This window comes from Nonomuraea sp. NPDC051191 (assembly GCF_044455665.1).
GTDB lineage: Bacteria > Actinomycetota > Actinomycetes > Streptosporangiales > Streptosporangiaceae > Nonomuraea.
Genome location: NZ_JBITEZ010000006.1, coordinates 79201 through 103747 on the forward strand (window position 1 = coordinate 79201; position 24547 = coordinate 103747).

Consider the following 24547-nt stretch of genomic DNA (forward strand, 5'->3'; position numbering starts at 1 on the left):
ACCGGTGTCGCGTGCCCTGCTGTGGGTGCTGGCGGTATGCGGAGCCTCGGTGAACGTGGTGGCCAACATCGTCACTCGGGGCGATCTGAACCCCGTCGGGCTGGTGGCGGGCGTGGTGGGCGTGGGCGCCATCGCCGGGCTCATCGTCCTGCACCTCGCCGGGCGCCGATCATGAGCGCGGGCACGGGCACGGGCATGGGCGCGGTCGTCATGCTGGAGCGGGTCAGCAAGACCTACGGGGACGTGGTCGCCCTCGACGACGTCTCGCTGGCCTTCCCGCGCGGCCGGTTCGTGGCCGTGATGGGGCCGTCCGGCTCGGGCAAGAGCACCTTGTTGCAGGCCGCCGCCGCCCTGGAGCCGCCGACCTCCGGCGAGATCACCATCTGCGGCGTCGAGGTCACCCGCATGTCGGAGACCCGCCGCACGGAGTGGCGCAGGAAGCACCTCGGTTACGTGTTCCAGTCCTACAACCTGCTGCCGACCGTCACCGTCGAGGACAACATCACGTTGCCGCTGCGGATGGCCGGCGTGCGCCCGGACCGGGCCTGGCTCGGCGAGCTGATCGACCGGATGGGCCTGCGCGACCGGCTGCGTCACCGGCCCACGGAGTTGTCGGGCGGGCAGCAGCAGCGCGCGGCGATCGTCCGGGCCCTGGCCGCGCGCCCGGACGTGGTGTTCGCCGACGAGCCCACCGGGGCGCTGGACCTGCGCAGCGCCGCCCACGTGCTGGACCTCCTGCGCGAGCTGGTCGACGACCTGGGCCAGACCGTCGTCATGGTCACCCACGACCCGGCCGCCGCGGCCCGCGCGCACGACACCGTGGTCATGGCCGACGGGCGGGTCCTCGACGTCCTGCCCGCCCCGAGCGCCGAGGACCTGGCCGTCCGGCTGGCCCGGCTGAGCGCGGAGCGGGTCGCGTGATCAGGCTCGCGCTGGCGCTCGCCAAGGCGGGCGGCCTGGTCGTGGTGTTCGCGGCGGTGCTGGGCGGGATGGCGCTGGTGACGGCGACCGGCGTGCTGGTGGACTCGGCCTTCCGCGCTCAGCCGCCCCTGCGGCTGTCGGGCGCGGACGTGGTGGTCTCGGCGCGGCAGTCGATCCCCCTCAAGGAGGAGCCGGACATCGCGCTGCCCGAACGCGCCCGGCTCCCCCGCTCGCTGGTCGCCTCGGCCGCCGGGGTGCCGGGGGCGGCGGCCGTGGCCGGCGACGTCGGCTTCCCCGCCGCCGTCGTCGGGACAACGGAACACCCGGCCGGTGACGCCGGGCGTACCGCCGATCCCGCGACCGCCGGGCACGGATGGTCGTCGCTCGCGCTGAGCGGCCGGGTCACGGCGGGTCGCGCGCCGCGCGCCGCCGACGAGATCGCCGTGAGCGGCGGCCGGGTCGGGGACCGGCTGCGGGTGACGGCGGCCGGCACGCCCGCCACCTACCGGGTGACGGCCGTGGTGGACACCCCGGGCGTGTACTTCCCCGACGACGTGGCCGCCACGCTGGCCGCCCGGACGGCAGGCAGGCCGGGGACGGTGGACCTCGTCGCGGTCCGGGCGACGCCCGGCGTCTCCCCCGAGACGCTGGCCGCCCGGCTGAAGACCCGGCTGGGCGACGGCTACGAGTACGCCACGGGCCGCGACCGGGCCGACGCGGAGTCGCCGGGCGCGGCGGCGGGCCGCGGGCTCCTGCTGGTCCTGCCCTCCTCGATCGGCGGCATCAGCCTGCTGGTGGTCGGGTTCGTGGTGGGTGGCGGCCTGGCGCTCTCGGTCAACCGGCAGCGCCGCGACCTCGCCCTGCTGCGCGCGGCCGGCGCCACCCCGCGCCAGGTGCGCCGGCTGGTGGCCGTCCAGGCCGTGGCGGCGGCGCTGCCGGCCGTGCCGCCCGGGGCCGCGCTCGGCTACTTCCTGGCCGCCCGCTTCGGCGAGCTGCTGGCCGGGATCGGGCTGGTGCGCGCGGACCAGCCGCTGGTCCACGGGCCGCTGCCGGCCGTGGCGGCGACCCTGCTGCTGCTCGGCGTCACGCGGGTGGCGGCCTGGGCGGGCTCGCTGCGGGTCTCGCGCATGCCGGTCGTCTCCGGGCTGCCCGAGCCGCGCACGCCGTCGCCGGCGCGGACCCGCGCGGGGCTGCTGCTCATGCTCGCCGCCCTGGTGCTGTCCGCGATGCCGCTGGTCGTGCGGAGCGAGGCGGCCGTGATCGGCCCGAGCACCGCCGCGATCGTGGCGGTGATCGGCCTGGCCCTGGCCGGGCCGCGGCTGGTGCAGGGGGCGGCGCGGGCGGTGTCCGGCTCGCGGCTCATGACGCGGCTGCCCGGCCCGCTCTGGCTGGCGGTGCACAACTGCCACGGGTACGCGCTGCGCACCGCCGGAGCCGTGGCCGCCCTCGGCATGGTCGTCACGCTCGGCCTCAGCGTGGTGCTCACCCAGACCACGATGGCCAGGGCGCAGTCCGACGAGGCCGCCCTGGGCCTGCGCGGGCTCGTCACGATCAGCGCTCCCGGCCTCGGCGGCGTCCCGCGCGACCTGCTGGCCGACGTGCGTTCGCGGACGAAGGCGGCGGGCATGGCGATGACGACCGTGGTGACCGGGCCGCTCCTGGCCGGTGACAGCCCCGCCCTGATGGCCAGACCGGCCATGGCGCTCGGCCCGGACGCCGAGGGCCTGGTCGACCTCGACCTCGCGGACGGCCGGCTGTCCGGGCTCAAGGGCGAGACCGTCGCGGTGGACGAGCACCTGGGCCGGGTCGGCCAGACCATGGACGTGATCATGGGCGACGGCGCGCGGGTGCGGGCGCGGGTGGCCGCCACCTACTGTCGGGCCCTCGGGTTCGGCCCGATCGTGGTCTCCCGCGACCTGGCCACCGCGCACACGACGACCGGCCTGGACAGCGCCGTGCTGGCCCGTCCCGCCGACTTCGGCGACCTCGCGCGCCGCGCCGAGCTGCGCTTCGACAGCCGCGCCGCGGGACCGCAGGCCGCCATGGCCTCGGCGCAGACGCTGGTGAACGTCGCCGTGCTCGCCGTGCTGCTGGCCTACGTGCTGGTGGCGGTCGCCAACCGGCTGGTGGCGACGACGACCGCGCGCCGCGAGGAGTTCGCCGGTCTGCGCGCGATCGGCCTGACCCCGCGTCAGCTCAGGCGCGTGGTGCGCTGGGAGGCGCTGCTCGTGGGAGCCGGGGCGTCGGCGTCGGGGCTGGTGCTGGCCGCCGTGCCGCTGGTGCTGCTGAGCGTGGGCTTCCTGGCCCGTCCGCTGCCGGCGGGGCCGTTGTGGCTGGTACCGGCCTCTATTCTGGGGGCGATGACGATTGTGTCCCTGGCCATGGAGCTACCCGCCCGGAAGATCATGAATTGATGTGAAGAATCTGTGGCGGTTTGTTCGCTATCACCTGATCGTGTTCGCGTCGGCCCTGGCGGCCATGGTCGCGCTGGCGGTGCTCGTCGCGGGCGTCCTGCTCGTCCCGGTGGGCGGGGTGGGGCTCGTCCTGGTGCCGCGCATGATGGCGGTGCTGCACAGGTGGACCGAATGGCAGCGCGTGCAGGCCGGCGCGGTGCTGGAGGTCGACGTCCCGCCGCGCCCGGCCCCGCCCGCCGCGGCCGGGGTGCGTGACCGGTGGCGGCAGCTCCTCCTGGGCACGCGGTCCCGGCGCGACCTGCGCTGGACGGCGCTGCACGTCGCCGTGGGCCTGCCCGTCGCGCTGGTCGCGCTCGGGGTGGCCGGGCTGCTGGTGAACCCCGTCCTGGAGGCCCCGCTGTGGTGGCTGTTCCCGGCCGACGAGCCGCTGCGGCTGCTGCTGGCCTTCCCGGTGACCGGGTGGGAGCGGGCGATCGGCATGGGCGTCGCGCAGGTCGTCCTGGCCGCGCCGCTGGCCTGGTGGGCGCTGCCGAGGCTGGCCCGTCTGCACGCCCGCGCCTGCCTGGCCGCGCTCGCCCCGTCGGAGGCCGACCGGCTGGCCGAGCGCGTCGGGGAGCTGACCGAGAGCAGGTCGAACGTCCTCGACGCGCACGCCGCCGAGCTGCGCCGCATCGAGCGCGACCTGCACGACGGCACGCAGGCGCGGCTGGTCGCCATCGCGATGCGGCTGGCGATGGCCCGCGAGGCGCTCGACGACGACGGCGGGCCCGTCGGCCGGCTGCTGAAGGACGCGCATGAGGGAACCGAGGAGGCGATGACCGAGTTGCGCCAGGTGATCCGCACGATGTATCCGCCGATCCTGGCCGACAGGGGGCTGGCCGGCGCGGTGTCCGCCGTGACGGCGCAGGCCGGCCTGCCCGTCGAGACGGACGTGAGCGGCCTCGGTGCCGTGCCCGCCGCGGTCGAGACGGCGGCCTACTTCATCGTCGCCGAGGCGGTCACGAACGCCACCAAGCACAGCGGCGCCGCCCGCGTCGCCGTACGGCTGGCGTCGGGACGCGTGCTACGCATCGAGATCAGCGACGACGGCAAGGGCGGCGTGGACGAGAGCCGCGGCACCGGCGTCACCGGCATCCGCAGAAGGGCCGCCGCGCTCGACGGTACGGTGAGCATCGACAGCCCCTCCGGAGGGCCCACCCGTCTCGTCGTGGAGTTGCCGTGCGCGTCGTGATCGCCGAGGACAACGTCCTGCTCTCCACCGGGCTGGAACTGCTCCTGACCAGCAAGGACATCGAGGTGGCCGCGGTCGTGCCGGACGCCGACGGCCTGCTGGACGCCGTCACCGAGCACCGCCCCGACCTGGTGATCGCCGACGTGCGGCTGCCGCCGTCGTTCCGCGACGAGGGCATCAGGGCCGCCGTCGCCCTCCGGCGCGCCGACCCCACTCTGCCCATCCTGGTCCTGTCCCAGTACGTCGAGCGCGTCTATGCCCGCGAGCTGCTGGCGCACGGCTCCGGCGGCGTCGGCTACCTGCTGAAGGACCGGGTCAGCCGGGTGGGCCAGTTCGTCGAGGACGTCCGCCGGGTCGCCGCGGGCGGCACGGTCATGGACCCCGAGGTCATCGCCCAGCTCATGGTCGGACGCGGCGACGGCCTGGACAGCCTCACGGGCCGGGAACGCGAGGTGTTGTCGTGGATGGCCCAGGGCCTGAGCAACACCGAGATCGGCGAACGGCTGACGATCACCGACAACGCGGTGCACAAGCACATCGGCAGCATCTTCGCCAAGCTCGGCCTGGCCGTCTCCGACGGCGGCCACCGCCGCGTCCTGGCCGTGCTGACCTTCCTCGACGACCGCTGACGGGCCCCGGCTGGACGTCCGCCTACGCGTGCGGGTTGGGCCGTACTGTGGCCTCGGGCACGTGTCGCCGCGCCAGTTCGGCGTGGACCGGGCAGGCCGGTCGCCCCGCCGGGCCGCCGGGCAGGTCGACCAGCAGGCCGTGCAGGTTCGCCGGGTCGCACGGCTGACCGTCCTCGATCTTCCCGGCCCAGGCGTCGTCGTGGTCCGCGCCGCGGACGAGTTCGCACACGTTGCCGAAGCGGGTGGCCTCGTTCACCGCGGCGCGCGCCGCCTTCAGGGCTTCGACGGCCGAGGCCAGGTGGCGGCGCGCCGCCGGGTGCAGGAGGCGGTCGCGGTCGGCGGCCACGCCGTCGGTCTCGTCCCGCAGGTTCTCGACCGCTTCCAGCACTTCCATCAGGTACAGGGTCGCGTCGCCGTCGCGCTCGATGCGCTCGTAGGCGTCGTCGCGGCGCAGGCAGGGGTCGGCGGCGCGGGCCGTGGGCCCCAACCGGCCGGGCGTGGCGAGCTTGCGCGACTGCAGGACGAGCACGGGCGTGAACAGCAACGGGCGGTTGCCGTCGGCGTCGGCCTCTCCGGTGGCGATCGGCTCGCCCGGCGCGGCGAGGCCGCCGCGCTCGCCGACCGGCAGCAGCTCGGCTCTGGCCACGACCGCCCATCCCGCCGAGTTGCCCGGCTCGTGGCCCGGCTCGATCTCCTCGGCGTCGATCTGGACGGGAGTCCCCGTGGGGAACCTCCCGGCGAGGTCGGCGAGGTCGTCGGTGGTGCCTACGATGCGCACCCGCTCCTGTTCCATAGTCATTTCTCCTTGCCCGGCGAGGAAACCCGTACGCGCCGGCCCCGGTTCACGTCGCGTCCTGATCGTCGGCGACCACTCGCCTGAGCAGGTCGAGCATCATCTTCGATTCCGCCGGGGAGAGGGCGCGCAGCAGTTCGTCTTGGGCGTCGGCGATCAGGGCGCCGAGCCGCTCCAGATGTTCCTTCCCCTCGGGGGTGAGCGTGACGATGTTGCGCCGGCCGTCGGCCGCGTCGGGACGCTGCCGCAGGAATCCCCGCTCGACCATCGTGGTGACGCCCGTCACCACGTCGCTGCGGTCGATCCCGGTGCATCTGCCCAGATCGGCCTGGCTGGACGGGCCGTACTCGTCGAGGGCCGACAGGATCGCGAACTGGCGCCGGGAACTCGTGCCGGCCAGCGCGCGGTCGGTCAGCCGGTTGGCGGCCGTCGCCGTCTGGTTGATCACCCAGCTCGGCAGGGCGCGCAGCCGGGCGGGGGTCGGGTGCGGGGCGCGGTTCACGTCGCCAGGCTAGTCGATTGTTGGTGGGGCCATCAAATGTGTGTATTGTTGGCGCCACCATCATTGGTGACACCAACAGAAGGTGCCGCCGGTCACGAAGGAGACCCCCATGACCGTGAACCCCGGACCGCGTCCCAGCCTCGGCCGCGCGCTCGGCGAGACCGCACGCCTGATCGGCAGGCTGCACCGTCGCGCCCTCGCGGACTTCGACGCGGACTTCCCCACCTGGATGCTGCTGACCCTGCTCAAGGAGGCGGCCGCCCCCCTGCCCGCGGACGAGGTGGTGAGGGAACTCGACCGCCGTCTCGACCTGGCCGGGCCGGACGCCGTACGGGTGCTCGAACGCGCCGCGGCGGCGGGGCATGTCGCGTACCGGCCGGGGAACGCCCCCGCCACGGCAGAGCTGACCGAGGCGGGCGCGGCCTACTTCGCGGCCCTGTACGTGCATGCGCGCGAGATCACGGACGCCGCCTTCGAGGGCATCGATCCGGCCGAGCTGGACACCGCCCTCACGGTGGTGCTCACGGCCGGAGAACGCGCCGCCGCACTGTGACGCCCCCGGCCCACGCGCAGAAATCAGGCGCTTGACTTAAGGCGGCCCGCGTTGGTTGTCTGGATCTGACAAAGGAGAGTGCTGGTGCGTCACGCCGGAAGTCGATGAGCGCCGAGCGGGCCCACCCCACCCGCGCGCCCTGGCCGGCCCTGACGGCCCCCGCCACCACCGGCCCGGCCGGCCGGACCCATCGAGCGGAAGGAACACCGTCATGACGGCACTCCCGGACCAGGACACCTCCGGCACGTTGCCCGAGTTCCCCGGCGTCAGGGCGGCGGCGTGCCCGTTCGACCCGCCGCCCGCCTTGCAGGCGCTCCAGCGGGACACGCCGCTGACCCGGGTACGGCTGCGCGACGGCGGCACCGTATGGCTGGTCACCGGGTACGCCGAGCAGAAGGCGGTGCTGAGCCATCCGCAGGTCAGCTCCGACATCACCCGGCCCGGCTACCCGCTGCCGACGCTGTTCCCCAGACGCCCCGACAGCTCGATCAGCTTCATCCTCATGGACGACCCCGAGCACCACCGGTTGCGCCGCATGGTGCAAGGGGCGTTCACCGTCAAACGGGTCGAGACCATGCGCCCGGCCGTCCAGCGCATCGTCGACGACCTCATCGACGACCTGCTGGCCGGGCCGAAGCCGGTCGACCTGGTGGAGGCGTTCGCGCTGCCGGTGCCGTCGCTGGTGATCTGCGAGCTGCTCGGCGTCCCGTACGCCGACCACGGCTTCTTCCAGGACAACAGCAAGATCATCGTCAAGCGGGACGTGTCGGTCGAGGACAGGGCCGCCGCGGGCGGGCGGCTGAGGCAGTATTTGGACGGGCTCGTCGGCGACAAGCTCGACCACCCGGGCGACGACCTGCTGTCGCAGGTGGCCGCCCGGGTCACGGCGGGCGAGCTGACCAGGCAGGAGGCGGCCCAGATGGGCGTGCTGCTGCTCGTGGCCGGCCACGAGACCACCGCGAACATGATCGCGCTCGGCACCCTCGCGCTGCTCCGCCACCCCGGGCAGCTCGCCCGGCTGCGCGAGGGCGACGACCCCGCGCTGATCGCGGGCGCGGTGGAGGAGCTGCTGCGTTACCTGAATATCACCCACGGCGGACGCCGCCGGGTGGCCAAGGAGGACATCGAGGTCGGCGGCCAGGTCATCCGCGCGGGCGAGGGCATCATCGTGGCCAACGACATCGGCAACCGCGACCCCGAGGTCTTCCCCGCGCCGGACGAGCTGGACGTGCGCCGCGACGCCCGCCGGCACGTGGCCTTCGGCTTCGGCGTCCACCAGTGCCTCGGCCAGCCCCTGGCCCGGATGGAGTTGCAGGTCGCCTACGGCACCCTCTACAAGCGCGTCCCCACCCTCGCCCTGGCCACCGACTTCGAGAAGATCCCCTTCAAGCACGACGGCCAGGTGTACGGGGTGTACGAACTGCCCGTGACCTGGTGACGACGACGCCGGCCCGGGTGTCGAGCCGGCCGCCGGAGCCCCCCTGGCGTCTCAGCTCAGGAACGCGGGCCGGAGCAGGGTGAAGATCCGGTCCGCCAGGGCTTGCCGGTCGGCGGAGCCGTCCGCGCGCAGCCATTCGCGGGCCACCGCGTCGAGTGCCGCACCGGCGGCCGTCGCGGCCAGGTCCGCCTCCAGCGTGGACAACCCGCGCTCGGCCAGCGCCTGGATGATCCGGGTGCGGGCGTGGTCGCGTTTCTGCAGGAGCCTGGCGCGCAGCGCGGGGGTGGACTCGATGAGCCGCATCACCTCGACCTGACTGTTGATCCGCGTTTCCCAGTCGCGCAGCACCGCGTGCAGGCACTCCCAGGGCCCTTCCCCCGGCGGCCGGGCCGAGATCTCCTCGGCGACCTGCTCCGCCATCGTCTCGACCTCGCCGAAGACGACGTCCTCCTTGCTCGGGAAGTAGCGGAAGAAGCTGCGCTTCGAGATGCCGGCTGCCTGGGCGATGTCGTCGACGGTCGTCTCGTCGAACCCGCGCTCGGCGAACAGCTCCAGCGCCCGGGTGGCCAGTTCGACGCGTACGGCGCGCCTCGTGCGATCCCGCAGACCTTCCATGGACGGCTACTCTACACCCATTGCCGTATGTGGCACTCGATGTCATATTGAGTGCAACGCTCTAACAGGAGGGTCTCATGCGAGGAAAGACCGCGCTGATCACCGGCAGCACCGGGGGCATCGGCAAGGAGACGGCGCGCGGGCTGGCCGCGCTCGGCGCCCGGGTGATCCTGGTGGGCCGCGACCCCGAACGCGTCCGACAGGCGGTGGACGAACTGCGCGCGTCCGGCGGCCAGGCCGAGGGCGTCGCGGCGGACGTGACCCGCCGCCGTGACGTGGCCGCGCTCGCCGCCCAGGTGGCCGAGCGCTGCGACCGGCTGGACGTGCTGGTCAACAACGTCGGCGCGAGCCCGCCCCGCCGTGCGCTGACCGAGGACGGCGTGGAGGTCACCTTCGCCGCCCACGTGCTGGCGCCGTTCACGCTCACCCGCCTGCTGCTGCCGCTGCTCGGCGGCCGGGTCGTCAACATCACCGGCGGCATCCCCGGCGGGCCGATCGAACCGGACAACCTGCAGGCCGAACGGCGCTATCTGGGGTGGACGTTCAGCCAGTACAACCACACCAAGACGATGCTGATGGCGATGAGCCTGCGCTTCGCCGAGAAGGTCGCCGGCACCGGCGTCACGGTCAACGTGGCCTACCCGGGGCACGGGCACACGCCGATGAACCGGTCGATGACGGCTGCCGGGTTCCCCTACCTGTACCGGCCGGTCGTCCCGCTGCTGCGGGTGGCCGCGCCGCGGCTCTTCGGCGACCTGAGCAAGCCGGCCCGCTCCAGCATCCACCTGGCCTCCAGCGCCGAGGTGGAGGGGGTGAACGGCGCCTACTTCAGCATGAAGTGCCGCCGCGTGGAGTGGCCGGCCAGTGTCCTGGATCGGGGCAACCAGGACAGGGTGTGGGCGTTGTGCGAGAGCCTGATGCGAGAGACGGTCTGAGACCCGGCGGGAAGCGACCGCCTCCCGGCCCCTTCACCCACCTGCCGTGCCCGCCTGAGTGAGGCCGGCGGCGACGATGTCGATGAGCAGGTCGAGGATCTTGGGGTGGTGGGCGGGGTCGCCGAGCCGTTCGCCGAACATCGGCACCAGGAGCACGCACTGCAGGACGCCGATGATGACGGCGGGTTCGACGGCGACCAGTTCGCCCTCGGCCCGGTGGGCGGCGACGTACTCCACCAGGGCGGTGGCGGGGCTGTCGGACATGGCGGCGATCCGCTCGGGCTCCAGCTTGCGGGCCACGGCCTGCATCTCCTCCGGATGGGTCATCAGGCGGCGCCACAGCGGGTTGACGGCCAGCTCGTCGATGGTGGCGTGCAGGAAGCGGCGCAGCCCCTCGCGGGGGTCGTCGGTGCTCAGCAGCGCGCCGTCGATGACCCGGCGTCTGACCTCGCCCGCCTGCTGGAGCATCAGCTCCAGATACAGTGCCTCCTTGGAGTCGAAGAACACGTAGAAGCTGCTCTTGGCCACTCCGGTGGGGGCCATCAGCTCCTCCAGGGACGTCTTGCGCAGCCCCTGGCTGGTGAACAGCTTCCGGCCGGTCGCCAGCAGCAGGGCGCTGATGCGGGTCTTCTCCTCGGCGGTGAACGCGGGCGGCATCGAAGACGGTCCTTCCTCCAGGCGAACAGATCGTTCATATGGTTTCACGGGCGCCATGGCTGGTCTCTCATCTTCTTTCGGGCGCGGCCTTCCGGTCAGGGGCGGGGAGTCACTCGGCGGCGCCGCGCCGCAGTCCTTCTTCGTAGATGGCGACGAAGCGGTCGATCTGCCACAGCTGGGAGACGAAGATCAGCGCCCAGCCGAAGACGGCCGGCCAGGCCTCGACGCGGACCAGGCCGTACACCATGATCGCGGCGCCGACGGCGGCCATGGCGATCAGCCACCGGATGGCCGGCCGGTGCGCCTCCGCCGCCAGGGAGTGGTCGGCGGCGTACATCTTCTCGCCGTAGATGCCCTTCGACGCCCAGCTGCGCGGCTCGTGGACCGGCTTGAACGCGTGCGGGTTGAGCCACATCCAGATCACGCCCACCGCGACCGGGGCCAGGGCCCACCAACCGAGCTCGTCGCGGAAGTAGATCGGCAGCAGGATCGGCGCCAGGCCGGCCATCCGGGTCCACACGCTCCAGGCGTTGGCGTGCCGCTTCCAGGAGTCGTCGTCGAGACCGAACGTCGCCGCGGCGGCCTGGGTGAGCTTCATGGTTGCTCCTTCAGAGGGGGTTCGCCGGGAACCTCCCGGCCATGCATCCATAAAACCAGTTGGGCGATTTGTTTTCAACTCGCCCTGTGACCTCAGGTTTCGGCGGGAGCCGGCGACTTCTCGACGGCTTCGAGGAACCGGGTGCCCCAGTCCCTCAGGTGAGCGACGAACTCCGGCGGCTGGAGCACCTCGAACGCGGCGCCGACGTTGCCCAGCGCCTGCGTGGGCCAGTCCAGGCTGGTGGAGATCATCGTGAGCCGGCATCGATCCCGGCCGACCGGTTCGATCTCACCCCATTGGCCGACCATCCGGCGTACGTGCTCGGCGGGTGCGTGAACCAGCGCGACGACCGTGCGGGCGGCCGGAACCTGGGCCGCGGTGCGTACGAACGCGGCGGCGTCCCCGCCGGGCAGCGGCCGCGGCAGGAAGGGGGCGCCGGTGTTGCGCGGCTCCGCCAGCCGGTCGAGGCGGAAGCTGCGCCAGTCGTGCCTGGTCAGGTCGTAGGCCACCAGGTACCAGCGGCCCCCGAGCGCGACGAGGCGATGGGGTTCCACCTCACGTTCGGTCTGCGCGCCGCCGCGTATGGTGTAGCGGAAGCCCAGCCGTTCCTGGTCCCGGCACGCCTGGGCGATCAGCGTCAGCACCTCCGCCGGGATCACCGGCCCGGCGGACGCCGCCGAGACGGTCATCGCGCGCAGCGCGTTCACCCTGGCCCGCAGGCGAGGCGGCAGGACCTGCACGACCTTGGTCAACGCGCGCACCGCAGCCTCGTCCAGCCCCGCGATCCCGCTCTGCGCCGCGTCTCCCATGCCGACCGCCAGCGCGACCCCCTCCTCGTCGTCGAGCAGCAACGGCGGCAACACGGCCCCGGGCTCCAGTTGGTAGCCGCCGTCGGTGCCCCGGGAGGCGCGTACCGGATATCCCAGCTCACGCAGGCGATCGACGTCCCGGCGCAGCGTGCGTTCCGACACCCCCAGCCGATCGGCGAGGTCCGCCCCCGGCCAGTGGCGGTGCGTCTGGAGCAAGGACAGGAGCGTGAGCGTGCGGGAGCTGGTGTTGGCCATAGGTCCATTGTCCGGGCACTTCCGGTCAAAAACTGACCGGAAGCCTCTCTACGGTGGACACCATGATGAACCACGAGATCCAGTTGACCGCCCAGATCGCCGGCGTCCCCGGCCCCGAGCACTTCACCGTCGCCCGGACGGAGATCGAGAGCGACGTCGTGGTCCGCACCGACCACCTGGGGCTGGCCGCCACCTACCTCGAACTCATGCGGGCCGACTGCCACCTGCCGATCCCGGCCTGGCAGCCCGGCCGGCGGGTGGGCGTGACGGCGATCGGCACCGTGCTGAGCTCGGCCGACCCCGCACTGAAGGAGGGCGATCTGGTCCAGTCGATGAGCGGCTGGAGCACGTACTCGGCGGGACCGGCGGCCTCGTACGTCAAGCTGGACCCGGCCGCCTATCCCGACCCGAGCTACCACCTGGGCCAGGGCCCCACCGCCTACCACGGCATCGCGGACGTGGCCGAGGTCGGCGAGGACGACGTCGTGTTCGTCTCCGGCGCGGCCGGCGGCGTCGGCTCGCTGGCCGGGCAGATCGCCCGCAACCTGGGCGCCAGGAAGGTGATCGGCAGCGCGGGCAGCCAGGCCAAGGCCGACTACCTCGTGGACGAGCTCGGTTTCGACGCCGCCTTCGACTACCACCACGACCCGGCCGCCGCCCTCAGGGAACTGGCCCCGGAGGGCGTCACCGTCTTCTTCGACACCGTGGGCGGCGCGCTGTACGACGCCGCGCTGGAGACCGCCGCGCCGGGCGCCAGGTTCGCCCTCTGCGGATCGTTGTCCACGCAGCTCGGCGCCGCGACCGACCGCTTCCCCGAGCCCGACCGCGACGCCGCCCTGGCCAGAGGGGTCGAGCTGCTGCCGTTCTCCTGCCATCACACGCCCGACCAGGTCGCCGCCTGGCACCGCCACTTCCGCGCGGCGCTCGACCAGGGCCGTTTCGTCTACCCGCGGACCGTGGTCGAGACCGGCATCGACGGCGTGCCCGGCGCGTTCCTGGCCATGCTGCGCGGCGAGTACCGGGGCAACGTGTCGGTACGGCTGGCATGACCGCCCTGTCCCGCCGGGCGCTCAACCGGGCCCTGCTCCAGCGGCAGTTCCTGCTGGAGCGGTCCGGCCTGCCGGCCCTGGAGGTGATCGGCACCTGGTCGCCATGCAGGCGCAGGAGCCGAACTGGCCCTATGTCGGCCTGTGGACCCGGCTCCGCCGCTTCACCCACGCCGACCTCACCACGCTGCTCACCGAGGGGCGGGTGGTGCGTTCCGGCTTCCTGCGCAGCACGATGCACCTCACCGCGGCCGACGACTTCCGCCGGCTGCGGCCGGTGTTGCAGCCCGTCCTGAACCGGACCGCCGGCTCGGCGCACTTCCGGCGCAACAACGCCGGGCTCGACGCCGGCACGCTGGTGGCCGACGGACGCGCCCTGCTGCGGACCGGGCCGCTGCCCAGAAAGGAGCTGGCCAGGCGCCTCGCGGCGCTCCACCCGGGCCGCGACAGCCGGGTCCTGGCCGGTGAGATCGAGCTGCGGACACCGCTCGTCCACGATCCGGCCACCGCGTCGTGGGGCGGCTGGGGCACCCGTTCGTCGGTCACGGTCGGCGCCGCCCCGGTCGACGCCGTCCGCCCCGCCGCCGTCCGCGACCTGATCCGCCGCTACCTGGCCGCCTTCGGCCCGGCCACCGTGGCGGACGTCCAGGCGTGGTCCGGGTTGACCCGGCTGGAGCAGATCGTCGCGGAGATGGGCCCGGAGCTGCGCCGTCACACCGGCCCCGACGGCCGGCGACTGCTCGACCTGCCCGACGCGCCGCTCCCCGCCCCCGACACCCCTGCCCCGGTGCGGCTGCTGCCCGCCTACGACAACGCCCTCCTGGGCCACGCCGACCGCGGCCGCATCGTCGCCGACGCCGACCGCAGGCACGTCGCCCCCGGCCAGGCCAGGGTGCTGCCCACGGTGCTCGTCGACGGCTTCGTCCGCGGCACCTGGTCCTGGACCGCGGGCGAGGTACGGGTGACGCCGTTCCGTCCCCTCTCGCCGGAGGAGCGGCAGGCGGTCGACGACGAGGTCGGCCGGCTGCTGCCGTTCCTGTCACAGCGCTGAACCCGGCGTTGAGGTGCGGATGTCCTTCGGCGGGAAGGGAGTGCGCCGAGTGATCCGGGTGATGCCGTCGGACGGCCGGCGAACCTGCGGCGCGGGATCGCCGCCGAGGTGGCGGGGTTCACGCTCAAGGACGCGGCCCCGGACGAGCTCGCGTCGGCCACCGTCAGCCGAGCGAACTGACCCGCAGGCTCCCTCCTCGCCGGGCGGGCGGTGGCCGACGTTGGCGACCCGCAGCCGCACCCGTCCGTCCCGGACGTGCGCCTCCACGTGGCAGGTACGCGCCGCGAAGTGGCGTACGACGTTGGTGGCGGCCTGGCGCAGGACGGTGGCGCCGTCGACCGGTGGATCCGCGACGGCGGCGAGTACGACGCCGTGGTCGACTTCGAGCGGGTGCTCGCCGATCCGCGTGACCCCGACCGGAGCTGCGCCCCGGGTACAACACCCGCGACGGGCAGGAGGGCGACTGGCTGCACCCCCAATGACGCCGGACTCGACGCCATGGCCGGGGCGGTCGACCTCGGCACGCCCCGAATCAGCAAAACTTCCAGTTGCTGGAAGTTTCTAGCGAGAGTATATTTACCCGCATGCAGGAGTCGCGGCGGGAGCGGAAGAAACGGGAGACCCGGCAGCGCATCGTGTCGGCGGCCATCGCCCTGTTCGAGGAGCAGGGCTACGAGCAGACCACCGTGACGCAGATCGCCGCGGCGGCCGACGTCGACCCCAAGACCTTCTTCAACTACTTCCGCACCAAGGACGAAGTGCTCTTCGTCGACCTGGAACGCGACTTCGACGTGCTGGCCGGGGCCATCGCGGACCGCCGCCCGGCGGAGGGCCCCGGCGAGGTGCTGGCCAGGGCGGTCGAGCTGTACGCCGCCCACCGCCGGCCCAAGGTCCCCGTCAAGGAGGCCGAGGAGCTGGCCGGCGTGACCCGGCTGGCCCTGACCACGCCGGCGCTCCAGGCCAAGGGGCTCTACCTGCTGCTCGACCTTCAGCAGCGCGTCACGGACGAGCTGCTGAAGGCGTTCCCCGGCCTCGACCCGGTCACCGCGGCCGCGATGACCGGGGCCCTGATGGGCGCCATTCAGCAGGCGGGCCTGGCCAGCGTCCGGCTCGGCCGGTCGCAGGAGGAGTTGTGGGCGGCCGCCAGGCACGGCGTCGAGGTCGCCATGCGCGGCCTGCTCTCGGTGCCGTCGCCCACCCCTGGCCCTTGACGCATCACCGGAGACAGGAGCGACGATCATGGGGGAAAGCGTCCGGCGGCTCGCCCGCGACATGCGGCGCGCCGTACGGGAAGGCCCTGAGGCGATCGCGCGGCGGCGGCGGGCCCGGCTGGCCGAGTTGGTGGCCCACGCCCGCGCCCACTCGCCCTTCTACCGCGAGCTCTACCACGACCTGCCGCCGGGGGTCGACGATCCGGAACTGCTCCCGGTCACCGGCAAGAAGACGCTGATGGCCCGCTTCGACGACTGGGCCACCGACCGTGAGGTGACCCGTGAGCGGGTCGAGGCGTTCGTGGCCGACCCCGATCTCGTGGGCCACCGGTTCCTCGGCCGTTACCTGGTCACCACGACCACCGGCACCAGCGGGCAGCGCGGCCTGTTCGTGCAGGACGACCACTGCCTGGCCGTCCACACCGCCACCGGGCTGCGCACCGGCGCCGGGTTGTCGGCCCACGACGTGCTGCGCACCCTCGCCCGCGCCGGCCGTACCGCCGTCGTCACGGCTCCGCGGGGCCACTTCGCCACCCTCGCCGGGCCGGCACGGGCGGCCCTGGACCGGCCGTGGCTCGGCCGGTTGATGCGGGTCGTCCCGACCGACCAGTCGATGGAGAGCATGGTCGACGAGCTCAACCGGTTCGATCCGGCGAGCGTCGCGGGGTTCGTGGGGCTGCTCACGCTGCTGGCGGGGGAACAGGAGGCCGGGCGGTTGCGCATCCGTCCGGCGCTCGTCATCCCCGGCGGCGAGACGCTGAGCCCGCAGGCCCGGGAACGCCTGGCCACCGCGTTCGGCGCGCAGGTCCGCGCAGCCTATGCCTGCGGCGAGTGCGGTTTCCTCACGTCCGGCTGCCGGGAGGGCTGGTACCACGTCAACAGCGACTGGGTCGTCCTGGAGCCGGTCGACGCCGACCACCGGCCGGTGCCGCCCGGGCAGCTCTCGCACACCGTCCTGATCAGCAACCTCGCCAACCGGGTCCAGCCGATCCTGCGCTACGACCTCGGCGACAGCGTCCTGATGCGGCCGGACCCCTGCCCGTGCGGCAACCCGCTGCCGGCCGTACAGGTGCAGGGGCGCGCGGCCGATCTGCTCACCTTCCCCGCCGAGGACGGCGAGCGGGTCGGCATCTCGCCCATGTCCTTCAGCACCGCGCTGGCCGTGCCCGGCATGGACCAGTTCCAGCTCGTCCAGACCGCGCCCACCGTCCTGCGGGTACGCCTGCGGGCCGCCGGCGGCGCCGACGCGGACCGGGTGTGGCAGGCCGCCCGTGACCGGGTCGTCCACCTGCTCACCGAGCACAGAGCCGGTCACGTCACGATCGAGCGCGCCGGGGAGCCGCCGGAGCAGTCGGCCGGCGGGAAGTACCGCAAGATCATCCCGCTGCCGGGTCCCTGACGGCGTCCGGGGGCCTCTCAGGCTTTGTCCGTGGCCTGCCAGATGCGGCTGCGCAGGTCCATGCCCCGGATGACCTGGACGCGCCAGGTGTCCAGGCGCAGCACGTGCAGCTTCGGATCGGCGGGCGAGCGCCAGAAGTCGCCCAGGTCGTAGCCGGCCCCGGGCGGGCTGGTCCGCCGGTAGAGGTCCCACACGTGACGTTTGACGTCCAGGTCGTCCACCCACTCGGCCACGGTGTCGACGGCGACGGAGTCGTTGCCGGGCATCCAGTACGAGAAGTTCGTGTGCGGGTTCCCGGCGATGTGCGCCGCCTTGACCGGGGTCCTGTACGTGGCGAGCCAGCCGAGCGGCCGGCCGTCGACGTTCTCCCAGACGGGGATCAGCACCCTGGTCCTCGGCCGTCCCTTGGCGTCCACCGTGACCATGGTGGCGTACCCGATCCGGCCGATGGAGGCGTTGAACTCGTTCTCGATCTCGGCGAACGATCGTACCCGCACGGTCATGAACGGCTCCCGAGGTCGGCGGCCGGCCGGGTGCGGCGCAGCCCGAAGGCGGTGACCAGCACGCCCAGCGCGGCGGCGGTGATCGGCACGTACAGCGCGGTGTGGAAGCCGTCGAGCATCCCCTGCGGCGAGGTACGGCCGGCGGTCGCGGCCGTGGCGACGGCGGTGACCACCGCGAGCCCCAGACCCGCGCCGAACTGGAAGGACGTGTTGAGCAGGCCGCCCGCCAGGCCCTGCTCCTCCTCGGCGATCCCGTCGGTGGCGGCGATCGTCAGCGGCCCGTAGACCAGCGCGAACGCCAGCCCGAGCAGGATCATGGTCGGGAACATGGCGGCGTACGTCCAGTCCAGGGCGATCGGCTGGAACAGCGCGTAGGCCGCCGCGGCCAGCAGCAACCCCCCGAAGATCACCCGGACGTTGCCGAAGCGGTTGACCAGCCAGGGAGTGAGCGTCGGCGCCAGGACGGCGTCCACGCCGATGGCGAGCAGGGCCAGCCCGGTCTCCAACGGCGACCAGCCGCGCAACTGCTGCAGGTAGAGCACCGCGATGAACTGGAAGGCGAAGAACGAGCCGGAGAACAGGACGGCGCCCAGGTTCGCGCGGACGAGCGGGCCGGACCGGAAGATGCCCAGCCGCACGAGCGGAGAACGTGACCTGCGCTCGATGAGCACGAACGCGGCCAGCGACGCCAGGCTCGCGGCCAGCAGGAGCGCCGTCGTGACCCATCCGGTGTGCGCGGCCCGTTCGACGGCGAGGACGAGCAGCAACACCGAGGCGGTGACGCTGATCGCGCCCGCGAGGTCGAACCCGGACCGGGAACGGGCCGAACGGTCGTCCTTCGGCACCAGGACGAACGCCCCGGCGAGGATCGCGGCGGTCAGCAGGACCGGCGCGAAGAACACCCAGCGCCAGCTGATCGCGGTCAGCAGGCCGCCGACGACCAGGCCGAGGGAGAACCCGGCGGCGGCCGTGCCCGCGTAGACGAGCAGCGCCTTGTTGCGCAGCCGGCCCTCGGGGAAGCCGGTGGTGATGACGGACAGGCCGGCGGGGGTGAGGAAGGCCGCGGCGATGCCCTTGACCAGGCGGGACAGGATCAGCGCCCAGCCCTCGGTGGCGAACCCGCCCACCCCGGAGAAGACGAGGAAGACCGCCAGCCAGAACAGGAACATGCGACGGCGGCCGAGCAGGTCGGCGGCGCGGCCGCCCATGAGCATGAAACCGCCGTAGCCGAGCACGTACGCGCTGACCACCCACTGCAGTTCGCCGGTGGTCATGCCCAGCTCGGCCTGGATCGACGGCAGGGCGACGCCCATCATCGAGACGTCCACGCCTTCGAGGAAGATGGCGCCGCACAGGACGAGCAACATCGCCCAGGCTCGCCCGCTCATTCGGTCGGGCACGGTGTGGGCGCCCGGTCGTTGCAACAACATGACTTGCTCCTTGATCGGTCGATTGGTGCGGCCGGGGTTATGCCGGGTCCGGGGCCGGCCCGGTGAGGGCGGGGATGATCCCGAGGTCGCTCTGGAAGACGAGGTTGTGCAGGTCTGCGGAGGCGATGGCCCGCAGTGTGGGCAGTTCCGCCGCGGCGTCGTCCTCGGTCGTGACGTTCAGCGGCCACTGGCCGACGGTGCCGCCCTGCAGGTGCGGGAGGTGGAATCCGGCGCCGTGGAAGGCGTGCAGGCGGACGGGGTTCACGCCGGCGGCCCGCTGCGCCGGCCAGGACAGCTCCCACAGGGCGTCCAGGCCGCGTTCGAGGGTCCGGCGCACGCCGGTGGCGCTGGTCAGCCCGGTTTCGAGGAGCAGGTGGGTGTTCAGCTCCTCCAGGGCCCGGCGGGCGTGCGGATCGATGAGCGGCACCGCTCGCAGGAACAGCAGATCCTGGTCCTGCCGGGTCCGGGCCGGGCGGCCCGGTGGCCGGTCATGGAGGTGGTCGCGCAGGTCGGCGAAATGCCGTCGCAGCGCGGTCAGATGGGGAGGAGATGTGACGGAGAGGGTCATACGATTCCTGTCCGGTGGCAGTGCTCCGCGAGGGACGCACGCGAAAGGGGATCGGGCCGGACGTGTCGACGTCGTTCCGGCATATCCACAATCGAAGATTCCGCTGTCCGGAACAAGGACGATCTGCGGCAGAATCGGTGATGCAAACTTATCGATCGAGGTAAAGGCGATGGAACGGCAAGAGATCGAGGCATTCCTGACGCTGGCCGAGGAGCTGCACTTCGGGCGTACGGCCGAACGGCTCGGGCTGGCCCAGGGCCGCATCAGCCAGATCATCAAGAAGGTGGAGCGGACCATCGGCGCCCCGCTGTTCGAACGCACCAGCCGCCGCGTCACGCTCACCCCGATCGGCCGGCAACTGCGCGACGGACTGCTCCCCGGCCACCGGCAGATCCAGCGGGCCGTCGCCGAGGCCCGCGTCGCCGCGCGCGGCCTGACCGGCACGCTCCGCACCGGCTACTCCGCCCCCTGGTGCGCCGAGATCCTCATCGCCGCCGCCGACCTGCTCCACGTCCGCAACCCGGCCGCCCAGGTGCAGGTCACCGAGGTCCAGCTCTACGATCCCCTCGGCCCGCTGCGCGCCGGCGCCCTCGATCTCCAGCTCACCGAGCTCCCGATCGACGAACCCGACGTCACGGTCGGCCCCGTCGTCTTCAGCGCGCCCCGCGCGCTCATCGTCCCGGTCGGGCACCCCTTCGCCGAGCGTGCCTCGGTCTCGTTGGAGGACTACGCGGCCGAGCCGATGATCACCGTGGGCGGCGGCGCCGTCCCGGCCTACTGGCACGAGCACCACTACCCGTCCGCGACCCCGTCCGGCCGGGCCGTACCGAGGGGGCCCGTCGCCACCTACTGGCACGAGATCCTGCCGCTGGTCAGCAGCGGCAAGGGCGTCTCACCCACCTGCCTGTGGGCCGCCCCCTACTTCGCCCACCCGGGCATCGTCCACGTCCCCCTCGACGACGCCCCGCCGATCGAGTACGGCATCCTTTGGCCGACCGCCCGCGACACACCCGCCGTCCGCGCCTTCGCCGACCTCATCCGCCAGGCCGCCGCCCGACGCACGGACCACTCGACCGGCCAGTAGGCCGCAAGCGGGTCGTACGGAGGCGGGCGAGTGGGGCGGGCGCGGTGGGCCGGGCGGTCCGAGGGCCGCCCGGCCCACCGGTTCAGCCTCCGACCACCGGCAGGCTCTCGGGTACGGGCTCCGTCGCCGGGGCCGGTTCGAGGGTCGCGAGAAGCGTCACCAGGTGGTCCGCGATCGCGGAGATGGTGGGCTGCTGCCACAGCAGCGTCGCGGGGAGACGGCAGCCGAAGCGCTTCTCCAGACGCCGCCGGACCATGACGGTCATCACCGAGTCCAGCCCCTGCTCGACCAGGGGACGACGGATCGCCAGGTCCTCGGCGGACAGCCGCATCACGGCCGCGATCTCCGCGCGGACCTCGGGCAGGACGCGGTCGCGCAGAACCTCCGGCGCCAGGCCGGCGAACGACTCCCCGGCCCCCCGGAGATCCTCCTCGGCCGGGACGGGCGCGTCGATCACCGGGTAGCGCAGCCCCCTGAGGTGCCCCACCACCCGGCCGTCCACGTCGGCCAGCAGCGCCCGGACGGTGTCCTCGGCGGCCGGGTCCATCTCCGCGTCGATGACCACCGTCGAGGGCGGCGCGCCGGTCAGCACCACCTCGTCGATGTGCACGACCATGCGCAGCACCGGATCGCCGGGGAACACGCAGGGCGCCACGGACATCGCGGCGTCCAGCGCGGCGGCCCAGCTCTCCGTCTCGCCGGTGCGGACCGTCGCCCGCAGCGCGCCGTGCGCGGCCAGCAGCCTCCCGATCGTCCAGTCGAAGCCCGTCGAGGGCACGCCGACGGCGGCCAGCCGCTGCTGCACGAACCCGGGGTCGACCGGGGCGAGCGCGCCGGCGTCCGGCAGTACGTCGGGCTTGACCTGGCCGGGGGCGGCCACGTCCGCGGTGACGTGCACCAGCCAGGCCGGTTCGGGCTCGTCGGGGTCGGCCGGCGTGCGGGCCGCGAGCCGTACCGCCGGGGGTTCGTGCACGACCTGGATCTGCCGGCGTTCCGCGGTCATCAGCGGATGCGTCATCTCCACGTCGGTGAGCGTGACGTCCTCGTCCTCGACCGCGTGCAGGAACGTGTTGACCAGCACGGCGGCGGGCACGATCTCGACGCCGTTGAGGGTGTGGCTGCCCGGGTAGGGCCGGTTGGCGTCCTCCAGGCTGGTCCGCCACACGCGGGTCCGGCTGCCCGCGAGGCCGGTCCCGGCGCCGAGCAGGGTGTGGGAGTGCACGTCGTGCCCTCGGTTGTCGTCGTCGCCGGAGGCCTCGCGCCAGTGGCGGCGGTGCTGCCAGGCGTACGGCGGCAGGTCGGCCAGGCCGCCGTCCGGTTGCAGCCGGTGCCAGTCCACCTCGACGCCGTGACAGTGCGCCGTGCCCACCGCGACGAGGAAGGCCGTCTGCTCCGGCTGGTTCCGGCGCAGCGAGATGCCGACGTACACGTCCTCGAAGCCGTTCTCCGAGAGCGTCTCGGTGACGGAGTGCGCGACCACGGGGTGCGGGGAGATCTCCAGGAAGACGCGGTGGCCGTCCTGGGCGGCGGCCGTCGTCGCGGCGGTCAGCCGTACGGGCTCCCTGAGGTTCGCCGCCCAGTACGCGCCGTCCAGGACGGGTGTCGCCCGGGGGTCGGCCAGCGCGGTCGTGTACATGGGGATGCGGGGCGCGCCGAACGACAGGTCGGCGGTGGCGGCGGCCAGTTCGACGGCCAGCGGGTCCATGTGCGGGCTGTGGAAGGCGACGTCCGAGGCCACCCGACGCACCACGATGCCCTCGGCCGGCCACTCGTTCACCACCTCCTCGACCGCGGCGACGTCGCCGGACAGCACGGTGGAGCCGGGCGCCGACGAGATCGCGGCCACCAGGTCGGCCCGGCCGGCCAGCCGCTCGGCCGCCTCCTCGAAGGACAGGTCGACCATCACCATGGCGCCCTTGCCCTCGGCCTGCCGCAGCAGCCGGGAGCGGCGGCAGATCAGGCGGGCGCCGTCGGCGACGCTCATCGCGCCGGCCGTCACCGCCGCCGCGATCTCGCCGACGGAGTGGCCGATGACGGCCTTGGGCGCGACCCCGTACGCCTTCCAGAGCCTGGCCAGGCCCAGCTGCATCACGAAGATCATGGTCTGCACGCGGTCGATCGTGTCGAGGTCGCCGTCGGCCAGGACCTGCCGGGGCGAGAAGCCGATCTCCGCGGCGAAGATCGGCTCCACCTCGTCCACGACGGACGCGAACTCCGGCACGGCCAGCAGTTCCCGGCCCATCCCGCGCCACTGGCAGCCCTGCCCGGAGAAGATCCAGACCGGCCCGGGGCCGAGGTCGGGCAGCACGTCCCCGGTGAGGACCGCCTCGGCCGGCGCGTCGTCGGCGAGCCGGCGCAGGTGGGCCGCCAGTTCGTCCTGGTCCGTCCCGATCACGACGGCGCGACGGGCCAGGTGGGTGCGCCGGAGCGCCAGCGTGTGCCCGGCCGACGCCAGGTCGGGCCCGTCGCCGAGGTGGTCGGCGAGCCTGCCCGCGTACTGCCGCAGAGCCTGCTCCGAGGCGGCCGACAGCGGGAACAGCCGCTCCGACCGGGCGGGCGCACCCTCGGCCTTGGGAGCGGGCGGGGCCTGCTCAAGCAGGATGTGCGCGACCGTGCCGCCGTACCCGAAGCTGGAGACGCCCGCCCGGCGGGGGTGGTGACGCTCCGGCCAGGCCGATCGTTCGGTCACCACGCGCAGGCCCGAGGTTTCCCACGCGACGGCCGGGTTCAGGGTGTCCAGCACGCTCGGCGGGATCTCGCCGCGGTGGAGGGCGAGCACCGCCTTGATGACGCCGGCGATGCCGGCGGCGCCTTCGAGATGGCCGATGTTGGACTTGACCGAGCCGATGAGACACGGGTCGCCGGGCGGCCGCCCGGCGCCGTACACCGCGGAGAGCGCGCCCGCCTCCAGCGGGTCGCCCAGCCGGGTACCGGTGCCGTGCGCCTCGACGTAGTCGACGGTGGACGGCGCGACGCCCGCCTGCTTGCAGGCCCGGGCCATCACATGTTCCTGGGCCTCCCCGCACGGCGCCATGATGCCGTTGGTGTGCCCGTCCTGGTTCACGGCGCTGCCGGCGACGAGCGCGAGGATCCGGTCACCGTCGCGCTGCGCGTCCGACAGCCGCTTGAGCACGACCACGCCGCAGCCCTCGCCGCGGCCGTAGCCGTCGGCCGAGGCGTCGAACGACTTGGACCGCCCGTCGGGGGCCAGCGCTCCGGCGGTGCCGAGCGTGAGGGTCTGGCCGGGGGTGACCAGCAGGTTGACGCCGCCGGCCAGGGCGACGTCGCTCTCCCCGAGCCGCAGGCTCTGCGCGGCCAGGTGCAGCGCGACCAGCGACGCCGAGCAGGCGGTGTCGATCGCCATGCTGGGGCCGCGCAGGTCGAGGGAGTAGGAGACGCGGTTGGCGACGGCGCAGGTGGCGGCGCCGATCCCGGTCCACGCCTCGATCTGGGGCAGATCCTCCAGCAGCCGGCCGCCGTAGTCGGCCGTGCAGACGCCGACGAACACCCCGGCGTCGGTCCCGGCCAGCTCGTGCGGCGGCAGGCCGGCGTGCTCAAGGGCCTCCCACGCGGTCTCCATCAGGATGCGCTGCTGCGGGTCCATCAGCTCGGCCTCGCGGGGCGACAGGCCGAAGAACTCCGCGTCGAAGCCCTCGATGTCGCTCAGGAAGCTGCCGTGCCGTACGGCGTCGCGCAGCGCGGCGGCGTGTTCGGGGCTCCGGGTCTCGTAGCGGCGCCAGCGTTCGGCGGGCAGCGGCCGGGTCGTGTTCCGTCCGGCGCAGAGCAGGTCCCAGAACTCGTCCGGCGAGTGGACGTCGCCGGGAAGACGGCATCCGATCCCGACCACCGCGACTGGTTCCACCCGGGCTCCGCGCGGAGTGTCGACCATCTGTGTTCGTTTCCCT

23 protein-coding genes are annotated in these 24547 nt (G+C 73.3%); 13 read left to right on the forward strand and 10 right to left on the reverse strand.

What is annotated here, in order from left to right:
* The first annotated feature begins 4 nt into the window (after positions 1 to 4).
* From ACIA8R_RS18380 to ACIA8R_RS18400, 5 genes are read left to right on the forward strand one after another with little or no spacing between them, the layout of a single operon-like run.
* On the forward strand, positions 5 to 175 hold the full coding sequence (locus ACIA8R_RS18380) for a hypothetical protein (RefSeq protein ID WP_364087479.1): 171 nt from the start codon (positions 5 to 7) through the stop codon (positions 173 to 175).
* Positions 172 to 921: an ABC transporter ATP-binding protein gene (locus tag ACIA8R_RS18385; RefSeq protein ID WP_397039351.1), complete on the forward strand. Its 750-nt coding sequence runs from the start codon at positions 172 to 174 to the stop codon at positions 919 to 921. Before ACIA8R_RS18380 ends, ACIA8R_RS18385 begins: the two co-directional genes overlap by 4 nt.
* The gene (locus tag ACIA8R_RS18390) at positions 918 to 3335 is read left to right on the forward strand and encodes an FtsX-like permease family protein (protein ID WP_397039352.1); all 2418 of its coding nucleotides are present in this window, start codon (positions 918 to 920) and stop codon (positions 3333 to 3335) included. The genes ACIA8R_RS18385 and ACIA8R_RS18390 overlap by 4 nt, the downstream gene beginning before the upstream one ends.
* A 1-nt stretch (position 3336) precedes the next feature.
* Positions 3337 to 4566: a sensor domain-containing protein gene (locus tag ACIA8R_RS18395; RefSeq protein ID WP_397039354.1), complete on the forward strand. Its 1230-nt coding sequence runs from the start codon at positions 3337 to 3339 to the stop codon at positions 4564 to 4566.
* The gene (locus tag ACIA8R_RS18400; RefSeq protein ID WP_364087486.1) at positions 4554 to 5195 is read left to right on the forward strand and encodes a response regulator transcription factor; all 642 of its coding nucleotides are present in this window, start codon (positions 4554 to 4556) and stop codon (positions 5193 to 5195) included. The genes ACIA8R_RS18395 and ACIA8R_RS18400 overlap by 13 nt, the downstream gene beginning before the upstream one ends.
* Before the next feature lie 22 nt (positions 5196 to 5217).
* On the opposite strand, the gene ACIA8R_RS18405 is transcribed toward ACIA8R_RS18400, so the two are convergent.
* The gene (locus ACIA8R_RS18405; RefSeq protein WP_397039356.1) at positions 5218 to 5994 is read right to left on the reverse strand and encodes a hypothetical protein; all 777 of its coding nucleotides are present in this window, start codon (positions 5992 to 5994) and stop codon (positions 5218 to 5220) included.
* Between the two features lie 43 nt (positions 5995 to 6037).
* Entirely contained in the window at positions 6038 to 6490 is a 453-nt protein-coding gene (locus tag ACIA8R_RS18410) for a MarR family winged helix-turn-helix transcriptional regulator (RefSeq protein WP_364087491.1), read from the reverse strand.
* Between the two features lie 109 nt (positions 6491 to 6599).
* On the opposite strand from ACIA8R_RS18410, the gene ACIA8R_RS18415 reads away from it, so the two are divergent.
* The gene (locus tag ACIA8R_RS18415) at positions 6600 to 7043 is read left to right on the forward strand and encodes a hypothetical protein (protein ID WP_397039357.1); all 444 of its coding nucleotides are present in this window, start codon (positions 6600 to 6602) and stop codon (positions 7041 to 7043) included.
* A 211-nt stretch (positions 7044 to 7254) separates the two neighbouring features.
* Complete coding sequence (locus ACIA8R_RS18420; RefSeq protein WP_397039359.1) at positions 7255 to 8481, forward strand: cytochrome P450; 1227 nt, start codon at positions 7255 to 7257, stop codon at positions 8479 to 8481.
* Between the two features lie 51 nt (positions 8482 to 8532).
* Here the strand turns inward: ACIA8R_RS18420 and ACIA8R_RS18425 are convergent, their stop codons facing one another.
* Positions 8533 to 9096, reverse strand: coding sequence for a TetR family transcriptional regulator (locus ACIA8R_RS18425; RefSeq protein ID WP_357697213.1), 564 nt, complete (start codon positions 9094 to 9096; stop codon positions 8533 to 8535).
* A 77-nt stretch (positions 9097 to 9173) separates the two neighbouring features.
* On the opposite strand from ACIA8R_RS18425, the gene ACIA8R_RS18430 reads away from it, so the two are divergent.
* Positions 9174 to 10031, forward strand: a complete 858-nt coding sequence (locus tag ACIA8R_RS18430; protein WP_397039360.1) for an SDR family NAD(P)-dependent oxidoreductase — start codon at positions 9174 to 9176, stop codon at positions 10029 to 10031.
* A gap of 33 nt (positions 10032 to 10064) precedes the next feature.
* On the opposite strand, the gene ACIA8R_RS18435 is transcribed toward ACIA8R_RS18430, so the two are convergent.
* The 3 genes from ACIA8R_RS18435 to ACIA8R_RS18445 form a co-directional block, all read right to left on the reverse strand.
* Positions 10065 to 10688: a TetR/AcrR family transcriptional regulator gene (locus ACIA8R_RS18435; RefSeq protein WP_357697209.1), complete on the reverse strand. Its 624-nt coding sequence runs from the start codon at positions 10686 to 10688 to the stop codon at positions 10065 to 10067.
* A gap of 109 nt (positions 10689 to 10797) precedes the next feature.
* Positions 10798 to 11286, reverse strand: coding sequence for a DUF6653 family protein (locus tag ACIA8R_RS18440; RefSeq protein ID WP_357697206.1), 489 nt, complete (start codon positions 11284 to 11286; stop codon positions 10798 to 10800).
* Positions 11287 to 11378: 92 nt separating this feature from the next.
* Positions 11379 to 12350 carry a helix-turn-helix transcriptional regulator gene (locus tag ACIA8R_RS18445; protein ID WP_397039362.1) on the reverse strand — a complete coding sequence of 324 codons (972 nt, stop codon included), beginning with the start codon at positions 12348 to 12350 and terminating at the stop codon, positions 11379 to 11381.
* A 62-nt stretch (positions 12351 to 12412) separates the two neighbouring features.
* Between ACIA8R_RS18445 and ACIA8R_RS18450 the strand changes: the two genes are divergently transcribed.
* The 4 genes from ACIA8R_RS18450 to ACIA8R_RS18465 all read left to right on the forward strand — a co-directional run bounded on the left by ACIA8R_RS18450 (position 12413) and on the right by ACIA8R_RS18465 (position 17057).
* On the forward strand, positions 12413 to 13399 hold the full coding sequence (locus tag ACIA8R_RS18450; RefSeq protein ID WP_397039364.1) for a zinc-binding dehydrogenase: 987 nt from the start codon (positions 12413 to 12415) through the stop codon (positions 13397 to 13399).
* Positions 13400 to 13502: 103 nt separating this feature from the next.
* Positions 13503 to 14447: a winged helix DNA-binding domain-containing protein gene (locus tag ACIA8R_RS18455; RefSeq protein ID WP_397039365.1), complete on the forward strand. Its 945-nt coding sequence runs from the start codon at positions 13503 to 13505 to the stop codon at positions 14445 to 14447.
* Between the two features lie 584 nt (positions 14448 to 15031).
* Positions 15032 to 15658, forward strand: coding sequence for a TetR/AcrR family transcriptional regulator (locus ACIA8R_RS18460; protein ID WP_397039366.1), 627 nt, complete (start codon positions 15032 to 15034; stop codon positions 15656 to 15658).
* Positions 15659 to 15686: 28 nt separating this feature from the next.
* Positions 15687 to 17057 (forward strand): hypothetical protein, encoded by a 1371-nt coding sequence (locus ACIA8R_RS18465; RefSeq protein ID WP_397039368.1) that lies wholly within the window; start codon positions 15687 to 15689, stop codon positions 17055 to 17057.
* Between the two features lie 17 nt (positions 17058 to 17074).
* Here ACIA8R_RS18465 and ACIA8R_RS18470 read toward each other — a convergent pair whose 3' ends face one another.
* The 3 genes from ACIA8R_RS18470 to ACIA8R_RS18480 are packed head-to-tail and all read right to left on the reverse strand — an operon-like array spanning position 17075 to position 19558.
* Positions 17075 to 17560, reverse strand: a complete 486-nt coding sequence (locus ACIA8R_RS18470) for a pyridoxamine 5'-phosphate oxidase family protein (protein WP_357697193.1) — start codon at positions 17558 to 17560, stop codon at positions 17075 to 17077.
* Positions 17557 to 18990, reverse strand: a complete 1434-nt coding sequence (locus tag ACIA8R_RS18475; RefSeq protein WP_397039369.1) for an MFS transporter — start codon at positions 18988 to 18990, stop codon at positions 17557 to 17559. The genes ACIA8R_RS18470 and ACIA8R_RS18475 overlap by 4 nt, the downstream gene beginning before the upstream one ends.
* Before the next feature lie 37 nt (positions 18991 to 19027).
* Positions 19028 to 19558 (reverse strand): hypothetical protein, encoded by a 531-nt coding sequence (locus ACIA8R_RS18480; protein WP_364087527.1) that lies wholly within the window; start codon positions 19556 to 19558, stop codon positions 19028 to 19030.
* 169 nt (positions 19559 to 19727) lie between these two features.
* Here ACIA8R_RS18480 and ACIA8R_RS18485 point away from each other — a divergent pair, with 169 nt between their 5' ends.
* Positions 19728 to 20642 (forward strand): LysR family transcriptional regulator, encoded by a 915-nt coding sequence (locus ACIA8R_RS18485; protein WP_397039370.1) that lies wholly within the window; start codon positions 19728 to 19730, stop codon positions 20640 to 20642.
* Positions 20643 to 20724: 82 nt separating this feature from the next.
* Here the strand turns inward: ACIA8R_RS18485 and ACIA8R_RS18490 are convergent, their stop codons facing one another.
* Positions 20725 to 24504, reverse strand: a complete 3780-nt coding sequence (locus tag ACIA8R_RS18490) for a type I polyketide synthase (protein WP_397039371.1) — start codon at positions 24502 to 24504, stop codon at positions 20725 to 20727.
* Positions 24505 to 24547: the final 43 nt, after the last annotated feature.

What these genes read in the sequence shown, in the direction of transcription:
- ACIA8R_RS18440 (WP_357697206.1), bottom strand. Translation starts at nt 11,286, where the DNA reads ATGAAGCTCACCCAGGCCGCCGCGGCGACGTTCGGTCTCGACGACGAC.
- ACIA8R_RS18460 (WP_397039366.1), top strand. Translation starts at nt 15,032, where the DNA reads ATGCAGGAGTCGCGGCGGGAGCGGAAGAAACGGGAGACCCGGCAGCGC.
- ACIA8R_RS18455 (WP_397039365.1), top strand. Translation starts at nt 13,503, where the DNA reads ATGCAGGCGCAGGAGCCGAACTGGCCCTATGTCGGCCTGTGGACCCGG.
- ACIA8R_RS18475 (WP_397039369.1), bottom strand. Translation starts at nt 18,990, where the DNA reads ATGTTGTTGCAACGACCGGGCGCCCACACCGTGCCCGACCGAATGAGC.
- ACIA8R_RS18435 (WP_357697209.1), bottom strand. Translation starts at nt 10,688, where the DNA reads ATGCCGCCCGCGTTCACCGCCGAGGAGAAGACCCGCATCAGCGCCCTG.
- ACIA8R_RS18405 (WP_397039356.1), bottom strand. Translation starts at nt 5,994, where the DNA reads ATGACTATGGAACAGGAGCGGGTGCGCATCGTAGGCACCACCGACGAC.
- ACIA8R_RS18420 (WP_397039359.1), top strand. Translation starts at nt 7,255, where the DNA reads ATGACGGCACTCCCGGACCAGGACACCTCCGGCACGTTGCCCGAGTTC.
- ACIA8R_RS18425 (WP_357697213.1), bottom strand. Translation starts at nt 9,096, where the DNA reads ATGGAAGGTCTGCGGGATCGCACGAGGCGCGCCGTACGCGTCGAACTG.
- ACIA8R_RS18465 (WP_397039368.1), top strand. Translation starts at nt 15,687, where the DNA reads ATGGGGGAAAGCGTCCGGCGGCTCGCCCGCGACATGCGGCGCGCCGTA.
- ACIA8R_RS18450 (WP_397039364.1), top strand. Translation starts at nt 12,413, where the DNA reads ATGATGAACCACGAGATCCAGTTGACCGCCCAGATCGCCGGCGTCCCC.
- ACIA8R_RS18415 (WP_397039357.1), top strand. Translation starts at nt 6,600, where the DNA reads ATGACCGTGAACCCCGGACCGCGTCCCAGCCTCGGCCGCGCGCTCGGC.
- ACIA8R_RS18430 (WP_397039360.1), top strand. Translation starts at nt 9,174, where the DNA reads ATGCGAGGAAAGACCGCGCTGATCACCGGCAGCACCGGGGGCATCGGC.
- ACIA8R_RS18385 (WP_397039351.1), top strand. Translation starts at nt 172, where the DNA reads ATGAGCGCGGGCACGGGCACGGGCATGGGCGCGGTCGTCATGCTGGAG.
- ACIA8R_RS18445 (WP_397039362.1), bottom strand. Translation starts at nt 12,350, where the DNA reads ATGGCCAACACCAGCTCCCGCACGCTCACGCTCCTGTCCTTGCTCCAG.
- ACIA8R_RS18470 (WP_357697193.1), bottom strand. Translation starts at nt 17,560, where the DNA reads ATGACCGTGCGGGTACGATCGTTCGCCGAGATCGAGAACGAGTTCAAC.
- ACIA8R_RS18480 (WP_364087527.1), bottom strand. Translation starts at nt 19,558, where the DNA reads ATGACCCTCTCCGTCACATCTCCTCCCCATCTGACCGCGCTGCGACGG.
- ACIA8R_RS18485 (WP_397039370.1), top strand. Translation starts at nt 19,728, where the DNA reads ATGGAACGGCAAGAGATCGAGGCATTCCTGACGCTGGCCGAGGAGCTG.